The sequence below is a fragment of the Streptomyces sp. NPDC044704 genome (genome assembly GCF_056433525.1).
Genome location: NZ_JBWKGY010000005.1, coordinates 331,981 through 357,540 on the forward strand (window position 1 = coordinate 331,981; position 25,560 = coordinate 357,540).

The 25,560-nt window shown below is 72.9% G+C and carries 22 protein-coding genes; 11 read left to right on the forward strand and 11 right to left on the reverse strand.

Annotated features, from left to right (window positions below):
• Nucleotides 1-49 precede the first annotated feature (49 nt).
• Nucleotides 50-361 carry a protease inhibitor I42 family protein gene (locus tag AC07B0_RS15390; RefSeq protein ID WP_356873405.1) on the forward strand — a complete coding sequence of 104 codons (312 nt, stop codon included), beginning with the start codon at nt 50-52 and terminating at the stop codon, nt 359-361.
• Here AC07B0_RS15390 and AC07B0_RS15395 read toward each other — a convergent pair.
• The gene (locus tag AC07B0_RS15395) at nt 345-1,535 is read right to left on the reverse strand and encodes a DUF418 domain-containing protein (protein ID WP_356873407.1); all 1,191 of its coding nucleotides are present in this window, start codon (nt 1,533-1,535) and stop codon (nt 345-347) included. The genes AC07B0_RS15390 and AC07B0_RS15395 overlap by 17 nt on opposite strands.
• A 145-nt stretch (nt 1,536-1,680) precedes the next feature.
• On the opposite strand from AC07B0_RS15395, the gene AC07B0_RS15400 reads away from it, so the two are divergent.
• Nucleotides 1,681-2,343: a GntR family transcriptional regulator gene (locus AC07B0_RS15400; protein ID WP_478898342.1), complete on the forward strand. Its 663-nt coding sequence runs from the start codon at nt 1,681-1,683 to the stop codon at nt 2,341-2,343.
• Nucleotides 2,340-3,692, forward strand: coding sequence for an MFS transporter (locus AC07B0_RS15405; protein ID WP_478898344.1), 1,353 nt, complete (start codon nt 2,340-2,342; stop codon nt 3,690-3,692). Before AC07B0_RS15400 ends, AC07B0_RS15405 begins: the two co-directional genes overlap by 4 nt.
• A 48-nt stretch (nt 3,693-3,740) precedes the next feature.
• Here AC07B0_RS15405 and AC07B0_RS15410 read toward each other — a convergent pair whose 3' ends face one another.
• A complete protein-coding gene (locus AC07B0_RS15410; protein ID WP_356873413.1) occupies nt 3,741-4,565 on the reverse strand; it encodes a maleylpyruvate isomerase family mycothiol-dependent enzyme in 825 nt (274 codons plus the stop codon).
• 149 nt (nt 4,566-4,714) lie between these two features.
• Here AC07B0_RS15410 and AC07B0_RS15415 point away from each other — a divergent pair, with 149 nt between their 5' ends.
• Nucleotides 4,715-5,515 (forward strand): carbon-nitrogen family hydrolase, encoded by an 801-nt coding sequence (locus tag AC07B0_RS15415; protein WP_356873415.1) that lies wholly within the window; start codon nt 4,715-4,717, stop codon nt 5,513-5,515.
• On the forward strand, nt 5,512-5,862 hold the full coding sequence (locus tag AC07B0_RS15420) for a hypothetical protein (protein ID WP_478898346.1): 351 nt from the start codon (nt 5,512-5,514) through the stop codon (nt 5,860-5,862). The genes AC07B0_RS15415 and AC07B0_RS15420 overlap by 4 nt, the downstream gene beginning before the upstream one ends.
• A gap of 18 nt (nt 5,863-5,880) precedes the next feature.
• Here AC07B0_RS15420 and AC07B0_RS15425 read toward each other — a convergent pair whose 3' ends face one another.
• Nucleotides 5,881-6,411 carry an LURP-one-related/scramblase family protein gene (locus tag AC07B0_RS15425; protein ID WP_478864091.1) on the reverse strand — a complete coding sequence of 177 codons (531 nt, stop codon included), beginning with the start codon at nt 6,409-6,411 and terminating at the stop codon, nt 5,881-5,883.
• Nucleotides 6,412-6,443: 32 nt separating this feature from the next.
• Between AC07B0_RS15425 and AC07B0_RS15430 the strand changes: the two genes are divergently transcribed.
• Complete coding sequence (locus tag AC07B0_RS15430) at nt 6,444-7,262, forward strand: ATP-grasp domain-containing protein (protein WP_478898348.1); 819 nt, start codon at nt 6,444-6,446, stop codon at nt 7,260-7,262.
• Here AC07B0_RS15430 and AC07B0_RS15435 read toward each other — a convergent pair.
• Nucleotides 7,216-8,412: an acyltransferase family protein gene (locus tag AC07B0_RS15435; RefSeq protein WP_478898350.1), complete on the reverse strand. Its 1,197-nt coding sequence runs from the start codon at nt 8,410-8,412 to the stop codon at nt 7,216-7,218. The genes AC07B0_RS15430 and AC07B0_RS15435 overlap by 47 nt on opposite strands.
• A 135-nt stretch (nt 8,413-8,547) precedes the next feature.
• On the opposite strand from AC07B0_RS15435, the gene AC07B0_RS15440 reads away from it, so the two are divergent.
• Entirely contained in the window at nt 8,548-10,386 is a 1,839-nt protein-coding gene (locus AC07B0_RS15440; RefSeq protein WP_356873425.1) for an NHL domain-containing thioredoxin family protein, read from the forward strand.
• A 75-nt stretch (nt 10,387-10,461) separates the two neighbouring features.
• Here the strand turns inward: AC07B0_RS15440 and AC07B0_RS15445 are convergent, their stop codons facing one another.
• From AC07B0_RS15445 to AC07B0_RS15455, 3 genes are all read right to left on the reverse strand, one after another.
• Nucleotides 10,462-11,754 carry a M18 family aminopeptidase gene (locus tag AC07B0_RS15445; protein WP_356873427.1) on the reverse strand — a complete coding sequence of 431 codons (1,293 nt, stop codon included), beginning with the start codon at nt 11,752-11,754 and terminating at the stop codon, nt 10,462-10,464.
• Nucleotides 11,755-11,855: 101 nt separating this feature from the next.
• Entirely contained in the window at nt 11,856-12,587 is a 732-nt protein-coding gene (locus AC07B0_RS15450) for a hypothetical protein (RefSeq protein WP_356873429.1), read from the reverse strand.
• A 112-nt stretch (nt 12,588-12,699) separates the two neighbouring features.
• Nucleotides 12,700-14,526: an acyl-CoA dehydrogenase gene (locus AC07B0_RS15455; protein WP_356873587.1), complete on the reverse strand. Its 1,827-nt coding sequence runs from the start codon at nt 14,524-14,526 to the stop codon at nt 12,700-12,702.
• A gap of 388 nt (nt 14,527-14,914) precedes the next feature.
• On the opposite strand from AC07B0_RS15455, the gene AC07B0_RS15460 reads away from it, so the two are divergent.
• Together AC07B0_RS15460 and AC07B0_RS15465 are read left to right on the forward strand one after the other, a co-directional pair.
• The gene (locus AC07B0_RS15460; RefSeq protein ID WP_356873431.1) at nt 14,915-15,379 is read left to right on the forward strand and encodes an SseB family protein; all 465 of its coding nucleotides are present in this window, start codon (nt 14,915-14,917) and stop codon (nt 15,377-15,379) included.
• A gap of 22 nt (nt 15,380-15,401) precedes the next feature.
• Entirely contained in the window at nt 15,402-16,361 is a 960-nt protein-coding gene (locus AC07B0_RS15465) for an ArsR/SmtB family transcription factor (RefSeq protein WP_478898353.1), read from the forward strand.
• A 177-nt stretch (nt 16,362-16,538) separates the two neighbouring features.
• Here AC07B0_RS15465 and AC07B0_RS15470 read toward each other — a convergent pair whose 3' ends face one another.
• A complete protein-coding gene (locus tag AC07B0_RS15470; RefSeq protein ID WP_478864153.1) occupies nt 16,539-16,991 on the reverse strand; it encodes a hypothetical protein in 453 nt (150 codons plus the stop codon).
• A gap of 136 nt (nt 16,992-17,127) precedes the next feature.
• Here AC07B0_RS15470 and AC07B0_RS15475 point away from each other — a divergent pair, with 136 nt between their 5' ends.
• Nucleotides 17,128-18,087 (forward strand): pirin family protein, encoded by a 960-nt coding sequence (locus tag AC07B0_RS15475; protein WP_356873435.1) that lies wholly within the window; start codon nt 17,128-17,130, stop codon nt 18,085-18,087.
• An 82-nt stretch (nt 18,088-18,169) separates the two neighbouring features.
• Here the strand turns inward: AC07B0_RS15475 and AC07B0_RS15480 are convergent, their stop codons facing one another.
• Nucleotides 18,170-19,234, reverse strand: coding sequence for an AI-2E family transporter (locus AC07B0_RS15480; protein WP_478898355.1), 1,065 nt, complete (start codon nt 19,232-19,234; stop codon nt 18,170-18,172).
• 54 nt (nt 19,235-19,288) lie between these two features.
• Nucleotides 19,289-21,547 (reverse strand): SpoIIE family protein phosphatase, encoded by a 2,259-nt coding sequence (locus AC07B0_RS15485; protein WP_478898359.1) that lies wholly within the window; start codon nt 21,545-21,547, stop codon nt 19,289-19,291.
• 147 nt (nt 21,548-21,694) lie between these two features.
• On the opposite strand from AC07B0_RS15485, the gene aspS reads away from it, so the two are divergent.
• Complete coding sequence (aspS, locus tag AC07B0_RS15490; protein ID WP_356873441.1) at nt 21,695-23,518, forward strand: aspartate--tRNA ligase; 1,824 nt, start codon at nt 21,695-21,697, stop codon at nt 23,516-23,518.
• 68 nt (nt 23,519-23,586) lie between these two features.
• Here the strand turns inward: aspS and AC07B0_RS15495 are convergent, their stop codons facing one another.
• Nucleotides 23,587-25,149, reverse strand: a complete 1,563-nt coding sequence (locus AC07B0_RS15495) for a VWA domain-containing protein (protein WP_478898361.1) — start codon at nt 25,147-25,149, stop codon at nt 23,587-23,589.
• Nucleotides 25,150-25,560 lie beyond the last annotated feature (411 nt).

Sequence of the window (25,560 nt, forward strand, 5' to 3'; positions counted from 1 at the left end):
CCCGGGGTCCCGGCGCCCCCGGGCCCGGGCGCCGTGGGAGGAGTGTGCCGTGGAGGTGCGCGCGATCGTGCTCGGCCCCGGGGAGTCGTACACGCTGCGGCTGACCGGCCGCGGGGCGCGCGGGTACGTGTGGACCTGGCGGGTGACGGGCGACGAGGACGCGGTCGCCGTGTCGGAGGCCGACGGCCCGGCGCGGCCGGAGCCGGTGCCCGGCGCGGTGGTGGAGCGGGCGTACCTGGTCCGGGCCGGCGGGCGCGGGGGCCGGGCCCGGATCCGCTTCGCCCAGGTCCGGCCCCCGTACCCGGAGGAGGCCCCGTACGACGAGTTCCTCTTGGAGGTCACCGTCACCGGCGGGCGCTGAGCACCCGGTGCTGCACGGTCTCCAGCGGACCCCGGGCGAAGCGGCGCAGCCACAGCCACGACCCGGCGGCCAGGACCAGGCTCACGGCCGCCCACAGGCCCATCACCCACCAGGGCCCGGTGCCGGCGAAGCGGGTGGCCAGGCCCAGCCCGAAGCCGTAGCAGAGCAGTACGCACAGCGCGTTCTGGGCGACGTAGCAGGACAGGGCGGTCCGGCCGACCGAGCCGAGGGCGGTGACCAGCGGATCCGGCAGCCACAGCCGGTCGAGGGCGATGCCGATGAGGCCGATGTAGCCGACGGCGACGAGCGGGGCGATGCCGTAGCGGTTCAGGGCGAAGAGCTCGTCGCCGGCGAGGGTGGCCGCGGCGGTCAGCGGCAGGCCCAGGCCGAGGCCCCAGGCGGCCATCCGGGCCCGGATGCGGCGGCCGGCGGCGGTGGCGGTGAAGGCGCCGGCGCGGTGGAGCCGGACACCGAACAGGAAGAGGAACACCAGCAGCCCGAAGGAGAAGACGGGCTCGATGCGCAGGGCGGCCGCGTTCTCCAGCCGGAAGAGGACCTGGGCGGGGTAGCTCCCGTCGGCGTACAGGGCGACGGCGTCCGGGTCCGGGCCGGTGGGCCCGGTGCCGGAGGAACCGGACTCGGCGGCCAGGGCGAGGGTCAGCAGCGAGAGCAGGACCAGGTGCAGGGCGCCGGCCGTCCACATGGCCCGGCGCCGGACCTTCTCGGAGCGGGCCAGCAGCCAGGCGACGAGGAGGGCGGTGACCGCGTACCCCATCAGCACGTCCCAGGCGAAGACCAGCAGGAAGTGGACGGTGCCCTCCACGAAGAGGAAGGCGGCGCGGCGCCAGTAGCGGCCGGGCCAGGGGTCGCCGCGGCGGGCGGCGGAGTCGTACTGGATGGCCAGGCCCACCCCGAACAGGACGGTCAGCAAGGACAGGAACTTGCCGTCGGCGAGGGCCCGGAACACGGTCGCGGCGACGTGGGCCGGGGACGGGTCCGCGAGCAGGTCGCCGGAGCCGAGGCCGCCCTGGAGGACGCCCCACTCGGATCCGGGCGAGGAGAAGATCCAGACGTTGGTCATGAGCGTGCCGAGGATGGCGGCGCCGCGCAGGACGTCGAGGAGGGGCAGCCGGGCGGTCCGGGGCGGCGCGGGGGCGAGCAGTGTTTCGGCCATGGCTCCAGCGTCCCGGCGTGCGGGGCGGCGTACGTCCTGCCGGTGGACGAACGCGCGGTACATCCTTCGATGCACACGGCGGCCGGCGCCGTCCACATCCCGGACGGTGCCCGGCTTGCACCCCTGTTGTATCTAAGCTGTGCCCATGCCGACCGCCGCCTCGCCCCTCTTCCCCGCCGTGACCGCCGCCGACCGCGTGTACCGGCACGTCAAGCAGGGGGTGCTGGAACGCCGCTACGAGGGCGGGGTCCTGCTCACCGAGGGCGAGGTCGCCGAGGCCGTCGGGGTGTCCCGCACCCCGGTGCGCGAGGCGCTGCTGCGGCTGGAGACCGAGGGCCTGCTGAAGCTGTACCCGAAGAAGGGCGCGCTGGTGCTGCCGGTCTCCGCGCAGGAGATCGCCGACGTCATCGAAACGCGGCTGCTGGTCGAGGAGTTCACCGTGCGCAGGGCCGTGCCCGCCCCGCCCGCCCTGCTGGAGCGGCTCGCCGCCCTGCTCGCGGAGCAGCGGCGGCACGCCGCCGACGGCGACATCGCCGCGATGATGACCGCCGACCGCTGCTTCCACGCCGAGATCGTGCGCCACGCCGGCAACCAGATCCTGTCCCGCCTCTACGACCAGCTCCGCGACCGGCAGCTGCGGATGGGCGTGGCACTGCTGCACGCGCACCCCGACCGGGTGGAGCGCACCCTCGCCGAGCACGCCGAGATCCTCGACGCGCTGCGCGCCGGGGACGTGGAGGCGGCCGCCGCCGCGGTGCGCGGGCACGTCGGCCGGGTCGAGGCGCTGGTGCGGGGGGCGGGCCGATGAGCGCCGCCGCGGGCTCCGCGCCCTTGGACCCGCCCGGCGGGCGGCGGGCCGTCGCCGTCTGGTCGATCGGCGTCGCCGTGTACTTCGTCGCCGTCATCTTCCGGACCAGCCTGGGCGTCGCCGGACTCGACGCCGCCGACCGCTTCCAGGTCAACGCCTCCGCGCTGGCCACCTTCTCCCTGCTCCAGCTCCTGGTCTACGCGGGCATGCAGATACCCGTCGGCCTGATGGTGGACCGCCTCGGCACCAAGAAGGTGCTCACGCTGGGCGCCGTGCTCTTCACCGCCGGGCAGATCGGCTTCGCCCTCTCGCCCTCGTACGGCATGGCGCTGGCCGCCCGCGCCCTGCTGGGCTGCGGTGACGCGATGACCTTCATCTCCGTGCTGCGGCTCGGCACCCGCTGGTTCCCGGCCCGGCGCGGGCCGCTGATGGCCCAGCTGGCCGGGCTGGTGGGCATGGCCGGCAACCTCGTGTCCACCCTGGTCCTGGCACCCGTCCTGCACGGCGTCGGCTGGGTGCCGGCCTTCGCGGGCAGCGCCGTCGCCGGGCTGGTGGTGCTGGTGCCGCTCGTCCTGTTCCTGAAGGACCACCCCGAGGGGTACGGGACCGCGCCCGTCGCGCGCGGGGCCTCCGGAGGGTTCGTACGCCGTCAGATCGCCGACTCCTGGCGGGAACCCGGTACGAAGCTCGGGCTGTGGGTGCACTTCACCACCCAGTTCCCCGCGATGGTGTTCCTGCTGCTGTGGGGGATGCCCTTCCTCGTCGAGGCGCAGGGGCTGACGCGGACCGCCGCGGGCGGGCTGCTGACCCTGATCGTGGCCTCGAACATGGGCTTCGGGCTGGTCTACGGGCAGGTCGTCGGCCGCCGCCAGGCCGCCCGGATCCCGCTGGCCCTCACCACCGTCGCCGTCACCGCCGTGCTGTGGGCCGCCGTCCTCGTCCACCCGGGGGACCGGGCGCCGATGTGGCTCCTCGTCACCCTCTGCGTGGTCCTCGGGACCTGCGGACCGGCCTCGATGATCGGCTTCGACTTCGCGCGGCCCGCCAACCCCGCCGAACGGCAGGGCACCGCCTCCGGCATCACCAACATGGGCGGCTTCCTCGCCTCGATGACCACCCTGCTCGCGGTGGGCGTCCTGCTCGACGCCACCGGGGACGACTACCGGATCGCCTTCTCCTCGGTCTTCGCCCTACAGCTCCTGGGCACCACCCAGATCCTGCGGCTGCGCGGGCGCGCGCTCGCCCGGGAACGCTCCCGCGCGACGGCTTCCGTACCGGCCGCACCGGCCGCACCGACCGCGGTCCCCGCCGGGGATCCGGCCCCACCCCCGGCCGCCGCCGGGGTCTGACGCGCGGGGCCCGACGCGCGGGCCCGACGCCGTCGCGCGTCGGGGGCCCTACGGGGTCACGGAGAACGCCGCCAGGATGGCCTGCGCCAGCTCCTGGTCGCCCTCCGCCTTCACCCGGTCGGCGACCGTGCGAGGCCGCACCCGGCCCGCGGCGAGGCGTACGTACGTCTCCCAGTCCAGGGTGAGCGTCACCGCCGGGCCGAGCGAGGGGGACTTGTCCAGCGTGCCCCGGCCCGCCGCGTCCACCCGTACGGTCCGCATGAACTCCAGGGGCCCGTGCACGTCCACGACCACCGCCGAGTTCGCGGGCGCGCCCGCCCCCTTCGCGACCACCTTCGGCAGCCCGGACAGCAGGATGTCCCGGGCCACGTACGCGCCCGGGGAGTCCCAGTTCCCCGGCACGCCCAGCGCGGCCCGCAGGTCCTGCTCGTGGATCCACACGTCGAAGGCGCGCAGCCGCAGCGCGTGCTCCAGCGTCACCTGGTCGCCCAGCGGCCCGCGCACCATCGTGGCCGGATCCCGCTTCTCGTTCCGCAGCTGGCGCGCCCGCCGGATGACCGTGTACTCCAGCTCCGAGGTCATCTCGGGAGCGGTGTGGTGCCGGCGGACGTCAACCTGCACTTCCATGTACCGGGTGAACTCGTCCACCACGTGCCGCAGATCGCGCGGCAGGGTGTGGATCGGCCGGGGATCGCCGAGCTGCTCGCACTCGATCCCGATGATGTGTGACACCACGTCACGGACGGACCAGCCGGGGCAGGGCGTCGCCCGGTTCCAGTCGGCCTCGGGCAGCGGGAGGACCAGCTCGGATATCGCCTCGATGGAATGCGTCCACGCGTCGGCATAGGGCTGAAGGCTGGGATGGACGGTCAACGGGACCCCTCGCGTGCTGTTCAGTGGCGCGTTCAGTGGCGCGTTGTGGACTGTGCCCAAAACTACGCCGCCGGTGAGCACCCCGGCAGTGCTTTCGTGTGACGATCGTAGGCCTGAGTCGACGGCTGACAAGCCAGGACGGTGGTACTGTGCGCGCCTCGCTGATCCAAATCGCGGTGAATGAGGGGGAGTCGGTGGCTTCCCGGCGGTCCCGGGTGGCCGAACTCGTACGGGAACAGGCGGGTTCCGATCTCGTCGTGCTGCCCGAACTGTGGACCGTGGGCGCCTTCGCCTACGAGCAGTTCGAGACCGAGGCGGAACCGCTGGACGGCCCCACCTACGAGGCCATGTCCAAGGCGGCGCGGGACGCCGGCGTCTGGCTGCACGCCGGTTCGGTCGTGGAGCGCGCGGGCGACGGCTCCCTCTACAACACCGCCCTGACCCTCTCCCCGACGGGCGAGCTCGCCGCGACCTACCGCAAGATCCACCGCTTCGGCTTCGACCAGGGCGAGGCCGTCCTGATGTCGGCTGGCACCTCCCTGACCACGGTGACCCTGCCGGAGCAGACCCTCGGCATCGCCACCTGCTACGACCTGCGGTTCCCGGAGCTGTTCCGGGGCCTGGTCGACGCCGGCGCGACGACGATGGTCGTCGCCGCGGGCTGGCCGGCCCGCCGCCGGTCCCACTGGACCCTGCTGAACCGGGCGCGGGCCGTGGAGGACCAGTCGTACGTCCTCGCCTGCGCGCTGGCGGGCACGCACGCGGGCGTCGAGCAGTCCGGGCACAGCCTGGTCGTCGACCCGTGGGGCGAGGTGCTGGCCGAGGCGGGGCCGGGCGAGGCCGTCCTCACGGTGGACCTCGACCCGGCGAAGGTCGCCGAGACCCGCGAGCAGTTCCCGGCGCTGAAGGACCGGGCGCTGGGCGTCCGGACCCCGGGGGGCGAGCGGTGAGCACGGCCGACGAGCGGGCGCAGGAGAAGGCCGTCGAGGCGGCGCACGTACCGCACGACCCCGCCCCCGGCGAGCGGACGGCGCGGGACCGGGTGCGCGCGGAAGCCACCGGCATGGCGCACCACGAGGCCGTCGAGTCCCTGGAGGCGGCCCGCGGGGCGGGCGCCGACCCGGCCGTCGTGGCGGAGTGGCAGCGCATCACCGAGCACCTGGAGGCCCACGGCGGCCCGTACGCCCCGGGCGCCGACCCCTTCGCGCAGGGCCAGCTCGCGGCCCGCGCCCACCACGACGAAGGCGCGGGCGACGGGCCCGAAGAAGAGGAAGAAGGGGCCGACGGGGCCCCGTAGGCGCGGCCGCCGACGGCGTCAGGCGGCGCCACCGGCGGCCTCCCCCTCCCCCTCCCCCTCCTTCTCGGACTCCTTCTCCGACATCCGGATCACGCACACGGCGACCGCGATCAGCAGCGCCGCGTCCGCGTCCTCCCGGATCACGTCGACGGCGTAGGTCTCGCGGATCCGGTACCACTGGCGCGAGACCAGCGCGAGCAGCTCCCCCGCGTACTCGATCTTGAACTCGCGCTCCCGGATCCGGCCGCTGACGTCGAGTTCCGTGCCCTCGACCAGGGTCACCCGGTAGTGGTCGCGCAGCAGCGAGAGCCGCTTGCGGCGGATGACCGCGAGCCGCCGCTCGTCGCGCTCCAGCGTCATCGCGTCGCGGAGGGAGAACGCCTTCTCCCGCAGGGTGATCAGGATCCGCCCGTCCGGATCCTTGAGCTCTAGCGTGTCACGCAGGCGCAGCGCCTTCCCGTCGACGAGGAAGGCGTGCCGGCCGTCCTCGTCCTCGATCCAGTAGTCGTCCCCGATGGCCAGCAGTTTGTCCCGAACGAGGTATTTCATGCGGTGATCGCTGCCCGCGATAGGTTGCCGTCATGCCTCTCCTCTACGTGACCGACCTGGCGTACCCGGCGCGCGGCCGCCGCTACGGCGACGAGGACATATTCCTCACCTCCCGGCTCCGCGAGCACTTCCCCCTCGCCCTGTGCCACCCGCTGGACGCGGCGGCCCTGATGGGCGGCTTCGACGCCGTCGTCGTCCGCAACAGCGGCCCGGTCCTGCACTACCAGCAGGCCTACGACGCCTTCCGCACGGCCGCGCTCGCCACCGGCACCCGCGTCTACAACCCGCTCCACGGCCGCGGCGACATGGCCGGCAAGCAGTACCTGATCGACCTCACGACCGCCGGATACCCCGTGATCCCCACGATCGACGACCCGGCCGACCTGCACCTGCTGCCCGAGGTGCCCCTGTACGCGGTCAAGCCCAAGCAGGGCGCCGACTCCATCGGCCTCACCTTCACCGCCGACCCGGCCGGCCCGGCCGGCGAGGTCCTGGTCCAGCCGCGGATCGACTTCGCGTACGAGGTGTCCTTCTACTTCGTCGACGACGCCTTCCAGTACGCCCTGTACGCCCCCGACCCGGCACGCCGCTGGGAACTGGAGCCCTACGCGCCGACCGCCGACGACCTGGCCTTCGCGCGCCGCTTCATCGCCTGGAACACCCTCGCGCACGGCATCCAGCGCGTGGACGCCTGCCGGGCGCCCTCCGGCGAGCTGCTCCTGGTCGAGCTGGAGGACCTGAACCCGTACCTGTCCCTGGACCTGCTCCCGGAGCCGGTCCGGGAGGCGTTCGTGACGGCCCTCGTCAGCTCGCTGCGGTCGTTCCTGGAGTCGGCTCCGGACGCTCCGTAGAACCGCGCCGCCAGGGCCGCAGCAGCAGCCGGCGCCCGGGGACCTCGATCCAGGTGTGCAGGGCCCACGCGAGGGCCAGGGACACGGAGAAGGCCGCGCCCAGGACCAGCAGCCCTCCCGACCACATCGGCAGCTTCGGGTGTCCGCCGAAGAGGTACTCGCCCGCCCTGATCACCAGGATGTGGACCATGTAGAAGGCGAACGAGACCTCGCCGAGCTTCACGCTGATCCGGCCCCGCCAGGGCGAGGGCTCGCCCCGCAGGTCGGCCTGCGCGGCGGCCGCGATCAGCGCGGCGAAGCCGACGATGGTGCAGGCGGTGGTGCGGTAGCCGTAGTCGGCCTGGTAGCTGAGGAAGTAGCCGCCCATGGTCAGCGCGAGGGACACCGTCAGGCCCGGGCCGCGCCAGCGGCCGGAGCGCACCAGCTCGGCCAGGGCGATGCCGAGGAGGAACTCGGGGAGCCGCAGGAGCGGGAAGAAGAAGTCCCGCCAGATGGTGCCGTCGGGGACGTCGGTCAGCTCCATCACCGTGGGGACCGCCACCACCACGGCCAGGCTGAGCGCGGCGAGGGCCGCGGCGGAGCGCCAGCCGAGGCGCCGCAGCGGCCAGATCAGCAGCGGGAAGAGGAAGTAGAAGAACGCCTCGCAGGCCAGGGACCAGCTGACGGGGTTCAGGCCCTGGAAGTACGGCACCTCCGGCACCCAGGACTGGACGAGCAGCAGGTTCGCCGCGAGCGGCCCCGCCTGCGGCATCGTGCCCGGCGCCAGGAACACGGCCAGCGCCAGCGCGAGCCCCACGGTGACCAGGTGCAGCGGGTACACGCGGGCGAACCGGCGCCGCCAGAACCGCACGATCCCGCGGCCCACGGGCGCCGCCGTGGTCGACCAGGCGAGCACGAAACCGGACAGCACGAAGAAGAACGAGACCCCGGTGCTGCCGACGCCGAAGGCGAAGGTGACCAGGTCGTTCGCGCGTCCGCCGAAGTACTCGACGATGTGCACGTGGTAGAAGAACACCATCAGGGCGGCGGTCCAGCGGAGCCCGGTCAGCGAGGGCAGCGCCACCGGCCGCCCGCCCCGCACCCCGGCCGCCGCGCTTTCCGTTTCGGTACCCCGCGCCCCGGGCCCGGCTATGAGATCTGTGGTCGACACGCGCGGCAACCTAGCACGCATGTTCCTTCCGCATTGCGTTCGCAACCATCCCGTCACCGTCCGTGTGGCCGGGATGCGCGCACCTCGTCGCACGGCCGTGACGGGCGGTTCACGCCCGGATGGCAAGCTTGAAGCATGAACGATGCTGCCCCGGCGCCCACCCCCGCGCCCGCGCCCCGACGTGCCCGTGTCCGTGCCCCCGAGCTCACCGGCAAGGGCGGCTGGCTGAACACCGGGGGCAAGGAACTCACCCTCGCCGACTTCCGGGGACGCATCCTGATCCTCGACTTCTGGACCTTCTGCTGCATCAACTGCCTGCACGTCCTCGACGAGCTGCGCGAGCTGGAGGAGAAGCACCGCGACACCGTGGTGATCGTCGGCGTGCACTCGCCGAAGTTCGTCCACGAGGCCGAGCACGCGGCCGTCGTCGACGCCGTCGAGCGGTACGGGGTCCACCACCCGGTGCTGGACGACCCCGAGCTCGCCACCTGGAAGCAGTACGCCGTGCGGGCCTGGCCCACGCTCGTCGTCATCGACCCCGAGGGCTACATCGTCGCCCAGCACGCCGGCGAGGGCCACGCGCACGCCATCGAGCGGCTCGTCGCGGAGCTGGAGGCCGAGCACGAGGCCAAGGGGACCCTGCGGCGCGGTGACGGGCCCTACGTGGCGCCCGAGCCGGTCGCGACCGACCTGCGCTTCCCCGGCAAGGCCCTCCTGCTGCCCTCGGGGAACCTCCTGGTGTCGGACTCCACCCGGCACCAGCTGGTGGAGCTCGCCCCGGACGGGGAGAGCGTGGTGCGCCGCGTCGGCAGCGGCTCGCGCGGGTTCACCGCCGAGAGCTTCAGCGAGCCGCAGGGGCTGGCGCTGCTGCCCGACGGCCGGGTCGTCGTCGCCGACACCGTCAACCACGCGCTGCGCGTCTTCGACCCGGTCTCCGGGTCCGTCGAAACCGTCGCCGGCACCGGCCGCCAGTGGTGGCAGGGCTCGCCGACCTCGGGGCCGGCCCTGGAGGTCGACCTCTCCTCCCCCTGGGACGTGGCCTGGTGGCAGGGCAAGGTGTGGATCGCCATGGCCGGCGTGCACCAGCTGTGGACCTGGGACCCCGAGGCCGGGGCCGTCGAGGTGGCGGCAGGGACGACCAACGAGGGCCTCGTCGACGGACCGGCCGCCGAGGCCTGGTTCGCCCAGCCGTCCGGGCTCGCGGCCGCCGGGGACCGGCTGTGGATCGCCGACTCCGAGACCAGCGCCCTGCGCTACGTCGAAGCGGGCCCGGACGGGTACGCGATCGTCTCCGCCGTCGGCAGCGGCCTGTTCGACTTCGGCCACCGGGACGGCGACGCCGCCCAGGCCCTGCTCCAGCACCCGCTCGGCGTGACCGCCCTGCCGGACGGCTCCGTCGCGGTCAGCGACACCTACAACCACGCGCTGCGCCGCTACGACCCCGCCACCGGGCAGGTCTCGACGCTGGCCACCGATCTGCGCGAACCCAGCGACGCCGTGCTCGTCGGCGAGGACATCGTGGTCGTGGAGTCCGCCCGGCACCGGCTGACCCGGCTGCGGCTCCCCGAGGAGGCCGTACGGGTCGACGCGGTCGCCCACCGCACCCAGCGGGCCGCCACCGAGGTCGCCGCCGGCACGCTGCGCCTCGACGTGGTGTTCCAGGCTCCGGCCGGCCAGAAGCTGGACACCCGCTACGGCCCCTCCACCCGGCTGCTGGTCTCCTCGACCCCGCCGGAACTCCTCGCGGAGGGCGAGGGCCAGGGCACGGACCTGTCCCGGGACCTGGTGCTGAACCCGGAGGTCTCCGAGGGCGTCCTGCACGTCTCGGCGATGGCCGCGTCCTGCGACGACGACCCGGCCAACGAGTACCCGGCCTGTCACGTCCACCAGCAGGACTGGGGGGTCCCGGTCCGCCTCACCCCGGAGGGCGCGACCCGCCTCCCGCTGGTCCTCGCGGGCCTGGACGACCGCTAGTGCCGTGAGACGAGGAAGGGCCCCGCACCGGCCGTACGCCGGTGCGGGGCCCTTTCCTGTCGGCCGGCCGGTACGTCAGCCCTCCAGGAAGGCCAGGAGGGCGTTCGCGAGGAGGTACGGGTCGTCCGCGCCGCAGAGTTCGCGGGCGCTGTGCATGGAGAGGATGGCCACGCCGATGTCCACGGTCTGGATGCCGTGGCGGGCGGCCGTGATCGGGCCGATCGTCGTGCCGCACGGCATCGAGTTGTTGGAGACGAACGTCTGCCACGGCACGCCGGCCCGCTCGCAGGCGCCGGCGAACACCGCGCGGCCGCTGCCGTCCGTCGCGTACCGCTGGTTGACGTTGACCTTGAGGATCGGGCCGCCGTTGGCGCGGGGGTGGTGCGAAGGGTCGTGCCGCTCCGCGTAGTTGGGGTGGACGGCGTGGCCGGTGTCCGAGGACAGGCAGATGGTGCCCGCGAAGGACCGGGCGCGGTCCTCGTAGGAGCCGCCGCGTGCGAAGACTGAACGTTCCAGCACGTTGCCGAGGAGCGGGCCGTCCGCGCCGGTGTCCGACTGGGAGCCGTTCTCCTCGTGGTCGAAGGCGGCCAGCACCGGAATGTGGTCGAGCCGGTCGGCGGAGGAGACGGCGGCCAGGGCGGCGACGCCCGCGTGCACCGACAGCAGGTTGTCCATCCGCGGCCCGGCGAGGAGTTCGCGGTCACGGCCCAGGTAGGCGGGCGGCTCGATCGAATGGACCATCAGGTCCCAGCCGGCCACCGAGCCCTGGGGCAGGCCCTCTTCCTCCTCCAGGAAGGCGATCAGGTCGCCCTCGCGGGCGTCGCCCAGACCCCAGATCGGCTGCATGTGCCGCTGCTTGTCCAGCTTGAGGCCGTCGGTGTTCACCGACCGGTCGAGGTGGACGGCGAGTTGGGGCACGCGCAGCAGGGCGCGGTCGATGTTGACGAGGCGTTCGGTGCCGTCGCGCAGCGTCAGCCGGCCCGCCAGGCCGAGGTCCCGGTCCAGCCAGGTGTTGAGCAGGGTGCCGCCGTAGATCTCGACCGCGACCTGCCGCCAGCCCTGGGATCCGGTGTCCGGTACCGGCTTGACCCGCAGGTTGGGGGAGTCGGTGTGCGCGCCGACGATCCGGAAGGGGGTGTGCGCCGCCGCGCCCTCGGGGACGTACCAGGCGATGAGGGCACCCCCGCGGAGTACGAACCTGCCTCCCGTGCCCGAATCCCAGGCATCCGATTCCGACAACTGCCTGAAGCCCGCCTTCTCCAGCCGCTCGGCCGCGTTGGCCACGGCGTGGTACGGCGACGGACTGGCCGTCAGGAAGGTCATCAGATCGTCGGTGTGTCCGCGGTCGAAGCGGGCGGGAGAGGTCATGTGGTTCACCTTAACGACGGTCGTGTTCGCCATGGCCGGACTGCGGCGGATAGCGGAAAGGTCGAGGAGCGCGGCGTGTGTGGCCCGCAGTCCCTTCGCGATCAGCCCGGCGGACGCTCGAATCTGCGCTGCAGCTGCCTGCGCTCGCCCCGGCGGATGCGCGGGAGCATCTCGGGGGTCTGCGCGGGGCGCTGCGCGCGTCTTTTGCGTCCGGCGCAGAAGATACAGGCCTCGCCGGGAGGAGCATCGGGGTCGATCGGCGCGCCGGGGTGTTCGGAGCACCCCGACGCGTTGCGCGGCCGGGACAGTTCCCGGGCCACGATGAACGCGCGGTGGAGGTCGTCCGCGATGCGCACGAAGTCCTGGTCGGCGGAGCCGAGGGTGAGGTGGAAGCGCTGCTCGTCGATGGTGCGCAGGTAGTGGCGCAGGACGTCGAGGCTGTACGGGGGGTCGGGCACGGGGTAGCCCAGGCGGCGCTGTTCGCCGGCGGCGGGTCCGCTGGGGCGGGCGCCCTGGAGGCGGCGGCCGAGGCGGCGCCGGTCGTTGCAGATGAGGCAGCGGCCCCAGCCTTCGGGTGCCTCGGGGTCGAGCGCGCCGTTGGGGTGTTCGGCGCACCCGGTGTAGCTCTTGGCGGGGGCGAGGCCGGCGGCCGTCTGGAAGGCGACGTAGAGGGCGTCGGCCACGGGGTCGTACTCCGCGGGGTGGGCGCCGTCGTAGAGCTCCTTGACCCGGTCGCCGAGGGCGCCCACGTTCGCCTGGAGCTCTTTGAGGGCGTACGGCCGTCCGGTCGGGACGGAGTACCCCCTGCTGCCGTGCTGCTCCTGTGGACTCATGCCTACGAGCGTCCCACGAACCGCCGACAACAGTGGCCGGACCCCCCTGGGGAGGGTCCGGCCACGGTCCGTACGTACACCGCGTACGAGGGTTTCGGCGGGGCGCGGTGCCTTAGAAGGCGGCCTCGTCGAGGTCCATGAGGGAGTTGTCGACGACCTCGGCCAGCTGGCGCTGGACGGAGACGCCCGGCAGCACCTGGGAGGCGAAGAACTTCGCGGCGGCGATCTTGCCCTGGTAGAAGGGGACGTCCTTCGCGGAGGCGGTCGCGAGCTTCTCGGAGGCCACGGCCGCGCCCTTGAGCAGCAGGTATCCGACGACGACGTCGCCGGAGGCCATCAGCAGGCGGGTCGTGTTCTGGCCGACCTTGTAGATGTTCTTGACGTCTTCGCCGGTGGCGGTGAGGTCGACGATCATCTGGCCGACGATGGCCTCCAGGTCCACGGCGGCCTTGGCGAGGGCGTCGCGGGCGGGGGCCAGGTCGTCGCCGCCGACGGCCTCGGCGAGGAACTTCTTGATCGTCTCGGAGAGGACGTTCAGGGAGGCGCCCTGGTCGCGGACGATCTTCCGGAAGAAGAAGTCCTGGCCCTGGATGGCCGTGGTGCCCTCGTAGAGGGTGTCGATCTTGGCGTCGCGGATGTACTGCTCGATCGGGTATTCCTGGAGGTAACCGGAACCACCGAAGGTCTGCAGCGACTGGGCGAGCTGCTCGTAGGACTTCTCGGAGCCGTAGCCCTTGACGATCGGCAGGAGCAGGTCGTTGAGGCCGATCTCGGCGGAGGCGTCCTCGCCGGCGGCCTGCTTGACCTGGATCTCGTCCTGGACGGAGGCCGTGTACAGCACGAGGGCGCGCATGCCCTCGGCGTAGGCCTTCTGCGTCATGAGCGAGCGGCGCACGTCGGGGTGGTGCGTGATGGTGACCTTGGGCGCGGTCTTGTCCATGAAGTTGGCCAGGTCCGGGCCCTGCACGCGCTCCTTGGCGTACTCCAGCGCGTTGAGGTAGCCGGTGGAGAGGGTGGCGATGGCCTTCGTGCCGACCATCATCCGGGCGAACTCGATGATCATGAACATCTGGCGGATGCCGTCGTGCTTGTCGCCGATCAGCCAGCCCTTGGCGGGGTGCTGGTCGCCGAAGGTCATCTCGCACGTGTTGGAGGCCTTGAGGCCCATCTTGTGCTCGACGTTGGTGGCGTAGACGCCGTTGCGCTCGCCCAGCTCGCCGGTCTCCCAGTCGAAGTGGAACTTCGGGACGAGGAAGAGGGACAGGCCCTTGGTGCCGGGGCCGTGGCCCTCGGGGCGGGCGAGGACGTAGTGGAGGATGTTCTCCTCCATGTCGTGCTCACCGGAGGTGATGAAGCGCTTCACGCCCTCGATGTGCCAGGAGCCGTCGGCCTGCTCGACGGCCTTGGTGCGGCCGGCGCCGACGTCCGAACCGGCGTCCGGCTCGGTCAGGACCATGGTGGAGCCCCAGCGCTTCTCGACCGCGATCTCGGCGACCTTCTTCTGGGCCTCGTTGCCCTCTTCGAAGAGGATGCCGGCGAACGCCGGGCCGGAGGAGTACATCCAGACGGCCGGGTTCGCGCCGAGGATCGTCTCCGCGAACGCCCAGATGAGGGAGCGGGGCGAGGTGGTGCCGCCGATCTCCTCGGGCAGGCCCAGGCGCCAGTACTCGGAGTCCATGAAGGCCTTGTAGCTCTTCTTGAAGGACGCCGGGACGGGCGCGGTGTTCGTGGTCGGGTCGAAGACCGGCGGGTTGCGGTCGGCGTCCTCGAAGGAGGCGGCCAGCTCGTTCTCGGAGAGCTTGGTCATCTCGCTGAGGATGGTCCGCGCGGTGTCGGTGTCCATCTCGCCGAACGGGCCGGTGCCGTACAGCTTGTCGCGGCCGAGCACCTCGAAGAGGTTGAACTCGATGTCGCGGAGATTCGACTTGTAGTGCCCCATGGCGACGGCTCCGTTAAGGCTCGGTGAGACGGGTTCCTCGTGCATACCACTCGGTAACAACATGATGCTACCCGTCGGTAATAAGAGCAACCCTTTGACCGGCGACTGTGACCAGCATCAAGCCAGGAGAACCGGAGCGCCGCTGGAAGTCCAGGCCCGCGGCAGGTCGTCCGCCCGGAGCCCGCCCGGGCCCCGCCCGCCGCCCGGACCCCCCGGGCGGCGGGCGCCGGGCCGAGCGGGACGCCAACGGCGCCCTCGACGCGCAGGACCGGTACGGGACCCGCCGCCGGCCGTGCCGCCGGCCGGCTGAGCCCCGGTCAGGAGGCCGCCGGGGCGCGGTGGCCGGTACCGGCCGGTACGGGTGCGGGCGCTCGGTAGGGTGGGCCGCATGTACGGCTACGACCAGACTCCGGGCGCCCAGCAGCAGGGCTACGCGCAGCAGCCCCCGCCCCAGCAGGGCTACGCGCAGCAGCCGCCGCTGTACCCCGAGCCCTCGCCGCCGTCGCTCGCCGACGCGGTCCGCGCCTTCACCACCGGGTCGCTGTCCGCCGAGGACTTCCAGCAGATCTTCGCCACGTCGAAGGTCTACTGCCCCCGCGGGGAAACCCCCGGGTTCCTGGCCCTGCACAACACGCAGCAGCCGGTGATCCCGATGTTCACCACGCTCAAGGAGCTCCGCCGGTACGCCGGCAAGGAGTCCAAGTACTTCGTCATCACCGGCGCCGAGGTGATCGACCTGCTGCCGACCGGCTACGGGTTCGTCCTCGACATGGAGGGCGACCACCGGATGGTGTTCGACGCCAAGGCGGTCGAGCAGATGGTCGACTTCGCGATGCGCCGCATGTACGGCTGAGCACCGGGCCGGTGGCGGGCGGATGCTGAGGGTGCACTTCACGGCCGAGGACCTGTTCAACGTCACCTTCGCCGCCGAGCCGCTCCCGCTGGTGGAGCTGGCGTCGGCGCTGGCCGCCTGGCAGCGCACCGACGAGCAGGCGGTCTTCGGCCGCTGGCGCCTGCGGGTCTCCCGGGAGCTGCCCGGGAGGGCGCGGCCCCTGCTGGACCTGCTGCGCCCCGACGGGGACAACCCGGAGTTCGTCGAACCGTACGCGCGGACCCTGGACGAGGGCCTGGCGGCCGTACGGGAAGCCGGGCCGCTGCTCACCGCCGCCCAGCTGGGGCGGGCCGCCGCACGGGCCCCCGGCCCCGCCTCCTGGCTGCGCGCGCTGTGGGACCGCGACCGTGAGGCCTGGGACGCGCTCGACGGGGCCCTCCGGGCCGCGCACGAGACGGTCATCGCCCCGCAGTGGCCCCGGATCCGGCAGTCGTTCCGCGCCGACGTCGCCTGGCGCACCCGGCTGCTCGCCACCCACGGCATCAAGGCCTGCCTCGCCGGCACCCACCCCCGCGCCGGCTGGTCCGGAACGGTCTTCGAGGTGGACCTGCCGCCCGACTACGAGGTGCGCCTCGGCGGGCGCGGGCTGATGCTGATGCCCTCGCCGTTCTGGACGGGCCGGCCGCTGCTCGCCGGCCGGCCGGACGGCTCGTACGTCCTGGTGTACCCGGCGATGACCCCGCTGCCGTTGGTGGGGCCCGGGCCGGCGGAGGGTGCGCTGGACGCGCTGCTGGGGCGGACCCGGGCGGCCGTGCTGCAGTCGCTGGTGGAGCGGCGTACGACGAGCGAAGTGGCCCGGGACCTCGCGATCAGCCTGCCCTCGGTCTCCGAGCACACCCGCACCCTGCGGGCTGCCGGGCTGATCACCACGGAACGGGACGGCAGGGCGGTCCTCCACTCGGTCACCGGGCTCGGCGCGGACCTCCTGCGCAGCGGCGGCTGAGCCCGCGCGGCTCCCGGTCCCGGCGGCCCCGGCTCCGGCGACCCCGGCGACCCTTCGGGCAGGCCCGAAAGGTTCGCGGTGCCCCCGTGCGGGGGCGAACATCGGTGCTGCGGGAGTGCGGCGCCGGGTACGGGGGTCCCGGCGGCCGCCCCGCGGGGCCCGGCGGCCCCCGCCTCCTCAGGCCGTCGCGCGGGCGGCGCGGCGGTGGGTCACCGCGGCGACGGCGCACCAGGCGAGGGCGGCCGCCACCGCGGCGGCGGCTCCCGCGGCCAGCACCGGCGGCTCCGGGCGGAAGCCGAGCGCCAGCCGGGTTCCGAAGAACACGAGGACGAAGCCGACCCGGCCGGGCCCGTACACGGGGACGAGCGCGGCCGCGGTCCGCAGGACGGCGGTGGTGACCACTCCGGCCGCGGCGCACACGGCGAGCAGGCCCCACGGGGAGCCCGGGCCCGCGGGCGGCAGGCCGTACTCCTCCGGACCCAGGCGGAAGGACGCCGCGGCCCAGCCGAAGCCCAGCGCGAGCGCGGTGACGCCCACCACCCACAGGGCGTGCCGCCACAGGGGTCCCCGCCTGCGGGTCTCTTCCTGTTCCTCGTCGCCCGTGACGTCGTCGAAGCTGAAGAAGTCCATCACGTCCGGTAGGACGCGCGTTCGGACGCAATGGTTGGGGCCCCGGGGGAATTGACCCGGGGTCCTTTCCGTTGAGGGCGGGTGTGGCAGAAAGTTCGAGTTTCAACTAAACTCGACGCAGAAGGAGGTCCTGACCATGCCCGCAGTGACTGTTGAGAACCCGTTGGCCCTTCCGCGCGTGGCCGAGCCGCAGACGGCGGCCCCCCGCAAGGTGCTGGCCGTGAGCACGGCCCCGGGTGGATTCGAGGGCGAGGGGTTCCCGGTGCGCCGCGCGTTCGCCGGGATCAACTACGAGTACCTCGACCCGTTCATCATGATGGACCAGATGGGCGAGGTGGAGTACGCGCCGGGCGAGCCCAAGGGCACCCCCTGGCACCCGCACCGCGGCTTCGAGACCGTCACCTACCTGATCGACGGAACCTTCGTCCACCAGGACAGCAACGGCGGCGGCGGAGTCATCAACGGCGGCGACACCCAGTGGATGACCGCCGGATCGGGCCTCCTGCACATCGAGGCCCCGCCGGAGTCCCTCGTCGTGTCGGGCGGCCTCTTCCACGGCCTCCAGCTGTGGGTGAACCTCCCGGCCTCCGACAAGATGATGCCCCCGCGCTACCAGGACATCGGCGGCGGCCAGGTCCAGCTGCTGACCACCCCGGACGGCGGCTCCCTGCTCCGCGTCATCGCCGGTGAACTGGACGGACACCAGGGCCCGGGCATCACCCACACCCCGATCACGATGATCCACGCGACCGTCACCCCGGGCGCGCAGATCACCCTTCCGTGGCGCGAGGACTTCAACGCCCTCGTCTACGTCCTGGCCGGGCGCGGCTCGGTCGGCCAGGAACGGCGTCCGGTCCAGAAGGGCCAGACGGCCGTCTTCGGCGAGGGCGGCTCCCTCACCGTCCGGGCGGACGAGTCCCAGGACTCCAACGCCCCCGACCTGGAGGTCGTGCTGCTCGGCGGCCGCCCCATCCGGGAGCCGATGGCGCACTACGGGCCGTTCGTCATGAACAGCAGGCACGAACTCCAGCAGGCCTTCGACGACTTCCAGGCGGGCCGGCTCGGCCGGATCCCGACGACGGAGCGCACGAAGTAACGGGAGTGCGGGTACCCGGAGCCGTACGGGTACCCGGAGCGGTACGGGCCCCGCGCGAGCGAGGCCCGTCGCCGGTGGACGGTCAGGGGCCGCCGGCCGGCCGGCGGGTCCCGTCCGCCGCGTAGTGCTCGCGCAGTTCCGAGACCACGCCGAAGACGGCGGCGGTCAGCGGGACGGCGAGGAGCATGCCGAGGATCCCCGCGACGCTCGCCCCGGCCGTGATCGCCAGCAGGACCACCACGGGGTGGACGTGCACGGTCCGGCTCTGGATCACGGGCTGGAGGACGTTGCCCTCCAGCATCTGCACGGCGAACACCACGCCCAGCACCCACAGCGCGATCACCCAGCCCCGCTCGGCGAAGGCGACGAGGACCGCCACCGCGCCGGACAGGAAGGCCCCCAGGTAGGGGATGTAGGCCGTCACGAACACCAGCGCGCCCAGGCCGGCCGCCCCCGGGACGCGCAGCACCAGCAACCCCGCGGTGATCACGACGGCGTCGATCAGGGCCACGAAGGTGGTCCCGCGCATGAAGCCCTCCACGGCCTCGAAGGCCCGCCGCCCCATGGCCTCGATCATGTCGCCCGCGCCGGCGGGTACGAGCGAGCGCAGGGTCCCGGCCGCCCGGTGGGAGTCGCGGAGGAAGAAGAAGACCAGCAGCAGGGCGAGCAGCGCGGTCGCGAGCAGCTCGACGACCACGCCGAGCCCGGTGACCAGTCCGGAGGCGGCGGTCCCGCCGAACTTCGCGAGCAGCTCCTTCGAGTTCGCCGCCAGGTCCTGGAGGGAGGTGCCGAGCGTGCCGAAGTGCTCCGCGAGACCCGCGCCCGCCCGCCGCAGCGACTCGACGATCTGATCACCCGTCCGGACGAGCGCGAGGACCAGGACGTACGCCGTCCCGCCGATCACCGCGACCACGGCCAGGCAGGTCAGTGCCGCCGCCAGGGACCGGCTGACCTTCATCCGGACCAGCCGCCGGTACAGCGGCCCGAGCAGCGCCGTCACCAGGAGCGCGAGCAGGACGGGCGTGACGGCGCTCTGGAAGACCATGCACAGCCACACCCCGACGGCGAGGACCCCCGTGACCAGCAGGACGACCGCCGACCAGGCGGCGAGCCGGCGCACCGGTTCGGGCAGCAGGGGGGTCGGCATCGCCGGTCCGCCTTTCCGTGGGGGCCCGAAGGGGATCCGGGGAACCCCTCGCCGTCAGGCTGCCGGGTCCTCGGCCGGGTCCTCGGCCGGATCGCCGGGATCCTGATCGTCCCGGTCGTGCTGATCCTGCCCGGTTTCGGCCGTGATGTCCCGGTCCGGCTTGGACCGTTCGTACAACTCGAACCAGATCGACTTGCCCTCGCCCCGCGGATCGACGCCCCAGGTGTCGGCCAGCATCTCCGTGAGCAGCACCCCGCGCCCGCTCGACGCCATCTCGCCGGGCTGCCGCTTGTGGGGCAGCTCGTCGCTCCCGTCGGCCACCTCCACGCGCAGCCGCCGCGCGCCCAGCTCGCCCACCGCCTCCGCGACCAGCAGCGCGTCCCCGTCGGTGTGCATCAGTACGTTCGTCACCATCTCGGAGACCATCAGCACCGCCGAGTCCACCTGGTCCGCGTCCGCCCAGTCGTGCAGCAGCTCCCGGACCTGCCGGCGCGCCCCCGCGATCCGCTCCGGCTCCGCCTGGGCCACGGTCAGCATCGTGCGCCGGGCCGGCCGCGCCGGATGCGGCGACGGGGTCCCGCAGCCGAGGCCCGGGCCCTCGCGGCACAGCAGCACCACGGCTATGTCGTCCTCGCGACGGTCGGCCAGCGGCCCCGTGGTGTGGTGCGAGGAAGGCCCGTGCACGGCCTGGACCAGCAGGTCCGCCATCCGCTCCAGGTGCGCCGCCCCGGCGGAGTCGCCGCCCGGGTCCTCCGGGGGCTCGGTCTCCAGGACCGCCCGCAGCCGCGCCCAGCCCGTGTCCAGGTCGTGCCCGCCGGTCTCGATGAGCCCGTCGGTGCACAGCATCATCGTCTCGCCCGGCTCCAGGGTGAACCGGGTCGTCGGATAGTCGGTGTCCGGGACGATCCCGAGCGGCAGCCCGCCCGCCGTCGGCCGCATCAGGACCGTGCCGTCCGCCATCCGGATCGCCGGATCGGGATGCCCGGCGCGGGCCACCTCCAGCGTCCCGGTCTCCGGGTCGCACTCCACGTACAGGCAGGTCGCGAACCGCGGGCCGGCGTCCTGACCCGACTCCTCCTCCGTCTCCTGCGTGGAACACAGCCCGACCAGGAAGCGGGAGGCCCGCGACAGCACGGCGTCCGGCCGGTGGCCCTCGGAGGCGTAGGCCCGTACGGCGATCCGGAGCTGGCCCATCAGCCCGGCGGCCCGTACGTCGTGCCCCTGCACGTCACCGATGACCAGCGCGAACCGGCCCGACGGCAGCGGGATCATGTCGTACCAGTCGCCACCGACCTGGAGCCCGCCGCCGGTCGGGACGTAGCGCGCCGCGATCGCCATCCCGGGGATCTCCGGGCCGAGCTGCGGCATCATCGACCGCTGGAGCCCGGTCGTGAGCTCCCGCTCGGATTCGGCCACGCCGGCCCGCTGGAGGGCCTGGGCCAGCATCCGGGCCACCGTCGTCAGCACGGACCGCTCGTCGGGCGAGAAGGACACCGGATGCTTGAAGGCGGCCATCCAGGCCCCCATCGTGCGGCCGGCCACGATCAGCGGCAGGAAGGCCCAGGAGATCCTGCCGAACCGCTGGGCGAGCGGCCAGGTGGCCGGAAAGCGCCGCTTGTAGTCCTCGGGGGTCGGGAGGTAGATCGCCCGCCCGGTACGGACGACCTCCGCGGCCGGATAGTCCGTCTCCGTCCCCATGTCCGAGAAGGGGGCCTCGGCCCCGGGACCGTGCCCGTGGTGCCCGATGATCGACAGCCGGTCGCCCTCCAGCCCGAAGACGGCGAGCCCGTCCGGGCTGAAGCCCGGCATGGACAGGGAGGCCGCCACCCGCAGCACCTCCGACGTGGAGCGCGCCTCGGCCAGCGCCCGCCCGGCGTCCAGCAGGAAGGCCTCCCGGGAACGCCGCCAGTCGCCGGTGATCGGGGTGTGCACGGCGGTGGTCCCGGGCTGCGGCTCGGCGATCTCCTGGATGGTGCCGATCAGCTCGTAGTCGATGCGGCCCTCGGGCGTGCGGTTCTCCATCGGCTTCGAGCGGCTGCGCACGGTGCGCAGAACCCGCCCGTCCTCGTCCATGATCCGCAGGCGGGCCTCCGCGAGGGTGCCCTCGGCGACCGCGAGGTTGACGATGCCGTTGACCTCGTTCCAGTCCACCGGGTGGAACCGCGACCGCACGGCGACCTCGGGCAGGACCACCGGCTCCGCGGGCAGCCCGAGCAGCCGGGCGGCCTCGCCGTCCAGGGCGACCGTCCCGGAGGCGTTGTCCCATCGCCACAGACCCGTCGCGATGGCTGCCAGGACGTCCTCGGTGCGCACCCGGCCATCTTTACAGGTCATCCCACGGACGTGCCTCTTCAGCGCCCTGGCCGGACCCTCTCCGGGCGCGCCCGCGCGGTCCCCCGCCCGGACGGTAACCTTGGGACGGTTGAATCCACCCTGGTATCGCGTAGAACTGGATGACTGATGCATCGGTACAGGTCCCACACGTGCGGCGAGCTCCGTGCTTCCGACGTCGCCTCCGACGTCCGGCTGAGCGGCTGGCTGCACAATCGTCGAGACCTGGGCGGCATCCTCTTCATCGATCTGCGTGACCACTACGGCATCACGCAGCTCGTCGCCCGCCCCGGCACCGCGGCGAACGAGGCGCTCAGCAGCGTCACCAAGGAGACCGTCGTCCGGATCGACGGCAAGGTCGTCTCCCGCGGCGCCGACAACGTGAACCCCGAGCTCCCCACCGGTGAGGTCGAGGTCGAGGTCACCGAGGTCGAGGTGCTCGGCGCCTCCGCCCCGCTGCCCTTCACGATCAACACCGATGACGGGGTGAACGAGGAGCGGCGCCTGGAGTACCGCTTCCTCGACCTGCGCCGCGAGCGCATGCACCGCAACATCATGCTGCGCTCGGCCGTCATCGCGTCGATCCGCTCGAAGATGGTGGCCCTCGGCTTCAACGAGATGGCGACCCCGATCCTCACCGCGACCTCCCCCGAGGGCGCCCGTGACTTCGTCGTCCCGTCCCGCCTGAACCCGGGCAAGTTCTACGCGCTGCCGCAGGCGCCGCAGCAGTTCAAGCAGCTGCTGATGATCTCCGGCTTCGACCGGTACTTCCAGATCGCGCCCTGCTTCCGCGACGAGGACGCCCGCGCCGACCGTTCGCCGGGCGAGTTCTACCAGCTCGACGTCGAGATGTCGTTCGTCGAGCAGGAGGACGTCTTCCAGCCCATCGAGCGCCTGATGACCGAGCTCTTCACCGAGTTCGGCAACGGCCGCGAGGTCACCTCGCCGTTCCCGCGGATCCCGTTCCGCGAGTCGATGCTGAAGTACGGCAACGACAAGCCCGACCTGCGCGCCAAGCTGGAGCTCGTCGACATCACCGACGTGTTCGAGGCCTCGGAGTTCAAGGCGTTCGCCGGCAAGCACGTGCGCGCCCTGGCCGTCCCGGACACCGCCGCCCAGCCGCGCAAGTTCTTCGACGGGCTCGGCGAGTACGCGATCTCGCTGGGCGCGAAGGGCCTGGCCTGGGTCCGCGTCGGCGAGGACGGCGCCCTGACCGGCCCGATCGCCAAGTTCCTCACCGAGGAGAACGTCAAGGTCCTCACCGAGCGTCTGGGCCTCGCGGCCGGCCACGCGGTGTTCTTCGGCGCGGGCGAGTTCGACGAGGTCTCCAAGATCATGTCGGGCGTCCGTGTCGAGGCGGCCAAGCGCGCGGGCCAGTTCGAGGAAAACGTCTTCCGCTTCTGCTGGATCGTCGACTTCCCGATGTACGAGAAGGACGAGGAGACCGGCAAGATCGACTTCTCCCACAACCCGTTCTCCATGCCGCAGGGCGGCATGAAGGACCTGGAGGAGAAGGACCCGCTCGACATCCTGGCCTGGCAGTACGACATCGTCTGCAACGGCATCGAGCTGTCCTCCGGCGCCATCCGCAACCACGAGCCCGAGGTCATGCTGAAGGCCTTCGAGATCGCCGGTTACGAGGCCGAGACCGTCGAGCGCGAGTTCGCGGGCATGCTGCGCGCGTTCCGCCTCGGCGCCCCGCCGCACGGCGGCATCGCCCCGGGCGTGGACCGCATCGTCATGCTGCTGGCCGACGAGCCGAACATCCGCGAGACCATCGCCTTCCCGCTGAACGGCAACGCCCAGGACCTGATGATGGGCGCGCCGACGGTGCTGGAGGAGTCCCGCCTGCGCGAGCTGAACATCGCCCTGCGCAAGCCGGTCGAGACCAAGGCCTCGGAGCGGCCGATCTCCGACGCGGTCGTGCCGGACGCGGGCTCCCCGCGCGGCTGACCCCGTCACGCACGAAGGCGGCGCCCCCTCCTGGTGGAGGGGGCGCCGCCCTTTGCGCGGTGCCGCCGTCAGAAGCGGTCGAGCACGCCCTTGAGGAGCGCGGCCGAGGACAGCTCGGCCGGTGCGGGACCGGCGTGGAAGAACCCGGCGTTCTCGGCGTCCAGCTTGCGCAGGAAGTCGAAGGCCTTCGCGTCGTGGTCGCCGAACGCGACGAACTGCCAGTGGACGTCCGGGGCGGTGGTCGCCGCGTCGGCGATCGCCTGCCGGGCGGGCTGGCGGTTGTCGGGCGCGCCGTCCGTCTGGAAGACGACCAGGGCCGGGCCCGAGCCGCCGTCCTTCTGGTACCGCTCCAGGACCGCCTCGACGGCCACGTGGTAGCTGGTGCGGCCCATCCGGCCGAGCTCGGAGTGCCGGGCCTCGACCCAGGCCGCGTCGTGCGCGTCCAGGGTCAGCTCGGCGGTGCCGTCCACCTCCGTGGAGAAGAACACCGTGTGGACGGTGGCCTCCTCGTCGAGGTGCGCGGCCAGCGCGAGGGCGTGGTCGGCGAGGTGCTGGGCACTGCCGTCCTTGTAGAACCCGCGCATCGAACCGGAGCGGTCCAGTACGAGGTACACCTTGGCCCGCGCCCCGGCCCGCTCCTTGCCGCGCAGCACCTGGCCGGCGGCCTTGTACGCCGCGTTCACGCCGGGCGCCCGCCGCCGTACGGCTGCCGCCGCGACGGCCGGCCCGACGGCCTCGCCTTCGGCCTCGGCCGGAGCCGCGTCCCCGGCGGCGGCTTCCGCTTCCGCTTCGGGTTCGGGTGCTGCGGTGACCGGCTGGGCGGCTGCGGCTGCCGCTGCCACGAGCACGGGCTCCGCTTCCGCGGCGACCGGCTCGGCGGCCGGCTCGGCTTCCGGTTCGGTGGTGGCATCGGCGGCCACGAGCGCGGGCTCGGCCTCGACTTCGGCGTCGGTGGCGTCGGCGGCCGCCGGTACGGGCTCGGCCTCCGGCTCCGCTTCGGCTGCCGCCGGGGCCGGTTCGGCGTCGGCGGCCGGAGCCGCCTCGGCGGGCGCCCCGACCTCCGGGGCGGTGGTCTCGTCGGCCGGGTCCGGAGCGGCCACTTCGGCCTCGGCCTCCGGGAGCGCGACAACGGCCTCGGGCTGGACCTCGGGCTCGGCCACGACGGTCTCGGCCACGTGCTCGGCCACGACGGTCTCGGCCTCAGGCTCGGCCACGGCGGCTTCGGCCTCAGGCTCGGCCACGGCGGCTTCGGCGTCGGGCTTGGCTTCGGGCTCGGCCACGACGGCCTCGGGCTGGACCTCGGCCACGGCGGTTTCGGCTTCGGCTTCGGCCGCGACGGTCTCGGCTTCGGGCTCCGGGGTCACGGCCTCCGGCTCGGCTGCGGCCACGGTGGCGGCCTGCGGCTCGGGCTCGGGGGTCGCGGTTCCGTCCGCGGCCGGCGGCTGCGCCTCCGGGTCGCGGGGGGAGTGGTCGCCGCCCTGGGGGGTGACGGGACGGCGTGCCTCCGGGACCGTCGGGTCCGCGGCGGGCGCGGGGGCGGTCAGGAGGGTTCCCGGCTCGCGGTCCCGCGGCGCGGGCTGCGGCGGAACGGTCGGATTGTCGAAGGACGCCGCCACCAGTTCGGCGGCCACGTCCAGGGGGGTGCGTTCAGTTTGGCTAGGAACGGCCGCCGAAGTGGCGTCCGACGTTTCCGGAACCGGTTCCGCAGACCGTCCGAACACCTTGCGCAACAAGCTCCGAATACCCATGGGCCAGGCCTTTCGCATGAGTGCGTGCGTCATTTGTCCGTGCTGCGCGGTTGATCCCTGCCCAGAGTGGACACGTAAGGTTATCGGCCGCTCGGCTGGATCTTCGGCAGGGTCGCCTTTCGTGGCGCCCGGCTGTCCAGGCAAGCGCGCGCCCGGACGAACTCCCCCTCCGCCGTGCCGGGTTCATTCAGCGTTCATCCCCGCGCCGCCGCATCGGCGCAACCCGGGCCTAGCGTCACGGCTGGATTCGTTCCGACACGCTGTCGGCACCGTGCACCTTCCGGAGGACACCTC

What these genes read in the sequence shown, in the direction of transcription:
- AC07B0_RS15395 (WP_356873407.1), bottom strand. Translation starts at nt 1,535, where the DNA reads ATGGCCGAAACACTGCTCGCCCCCGCGCCGCCCCGGACCGCCCGGCTG.
- AC07B0_RS15400 (WP_478898342.1), top strand. Translation starts at nt 1,681, where the DNA reads ATGCCGACCGCCGCCTCGCCCCTCTTCCCCGCCGTGACCGCCGCCGAC.
- AC07B0_RS15405 (WP_478898344.1), top strand. Translation starts at nt 2,340, where the DNA reads ATGAGCGCCGCCGCGGGCTCCGCGCCCTTGGACCCGCCCGGCGGGCGG.
- AC07B0_RS15425 (WP_478864091.1), bottom strand. Translation starts at nt 6,411, where the DNA reads ATGAAATACCTCGTTCGGGACAAACTGCTGGCCATCGGGGACGACTAC.
- AC07B0_RS15430 (WP_478898348.1), top strand. Translation starts at nt 6,444, where the DNA reads ATGCCTCTCCTCTACGTGACCGACCTGGCGTACCCGGCGCGCGGCCGC.
- AC07B0_RS15440 (WP_356873425.1), top strand. Translation starts at nt 8,548, where the DNA reads ATGAACGATGCTGCCCCGGCGCCCACCCCCGCGCCCGCGCCCCGACGT.
- AC07B0_RS15445 (WP_356873427.1), bottom strand. Translation starts at nt 11,754, where the DNA reads ATGACCTCTCCCGCCCGCTTCGACCGCGGACACACCGACGATCTGATG.
- AC07B0_RS15450 (WP_356873429.1), bottom strand. Translation starts at nt 12,587, where the DNA reads ATGAGTCCACAGGAGCAGCACGGCAGCAGGGGGTACTCCGTCCCGACC.
- AC07B0_RS15455 (WP_356873587.1), bottom strand. Translation starts at nt 14,526, where the DNA reads ATGGGGCACTACAAGTCGAATCTCCGCGACATCGAGTTCAACCTCTTC.
- AC07B0_RS15460 (WP_356873431.1), top strand. Translation starts at nt 14,915, where the DNA reads ATGTACGGCTACGACCAGACTCCGGGCGCCCAGCAGCAGGGCTACGCG.
- AC07B0_RS15465 (WP_478898353.1), top strand. Translation starts at nt 15,402, where the DNA reads ATGCTGAGGGTGCACTTCACGGCCGAGGACCTGTTCAACGTCACCTTC.
- AC07B0_RS15470 (WP_478864153.1), bottom strand. Translation starts at nt 16,991, where the DNA reads ATGGACTTCTTCAGCTTCGACGACGTCACGGGCGACGAGGAACAGGAA.
- AC07B0_RS15475 (WP_356873435.1), top strand. Translation starts at nt 17,128, where the DNA reads ATGCCCGCAGTGACTGTTGAGAACCCGTTGGCCCTTCCGCGCGTGGCC.
- AC07B0_RS15480 (WP_478898355.1), bottom strand. Translation starts at nt 19,234, where the DNA reads ATGCCGACCCCCCTGCTGCCCGAACCGGTGCGCCGGCTCGCCGCCTGG.
- aspS (WP_356873441.1), top strand. Translation starts at nt 21,695, where the DNA reads ATGCATCGGTACAGGTCCCACACGTGCGGCGAGCTCCGTGCTTCCGAC.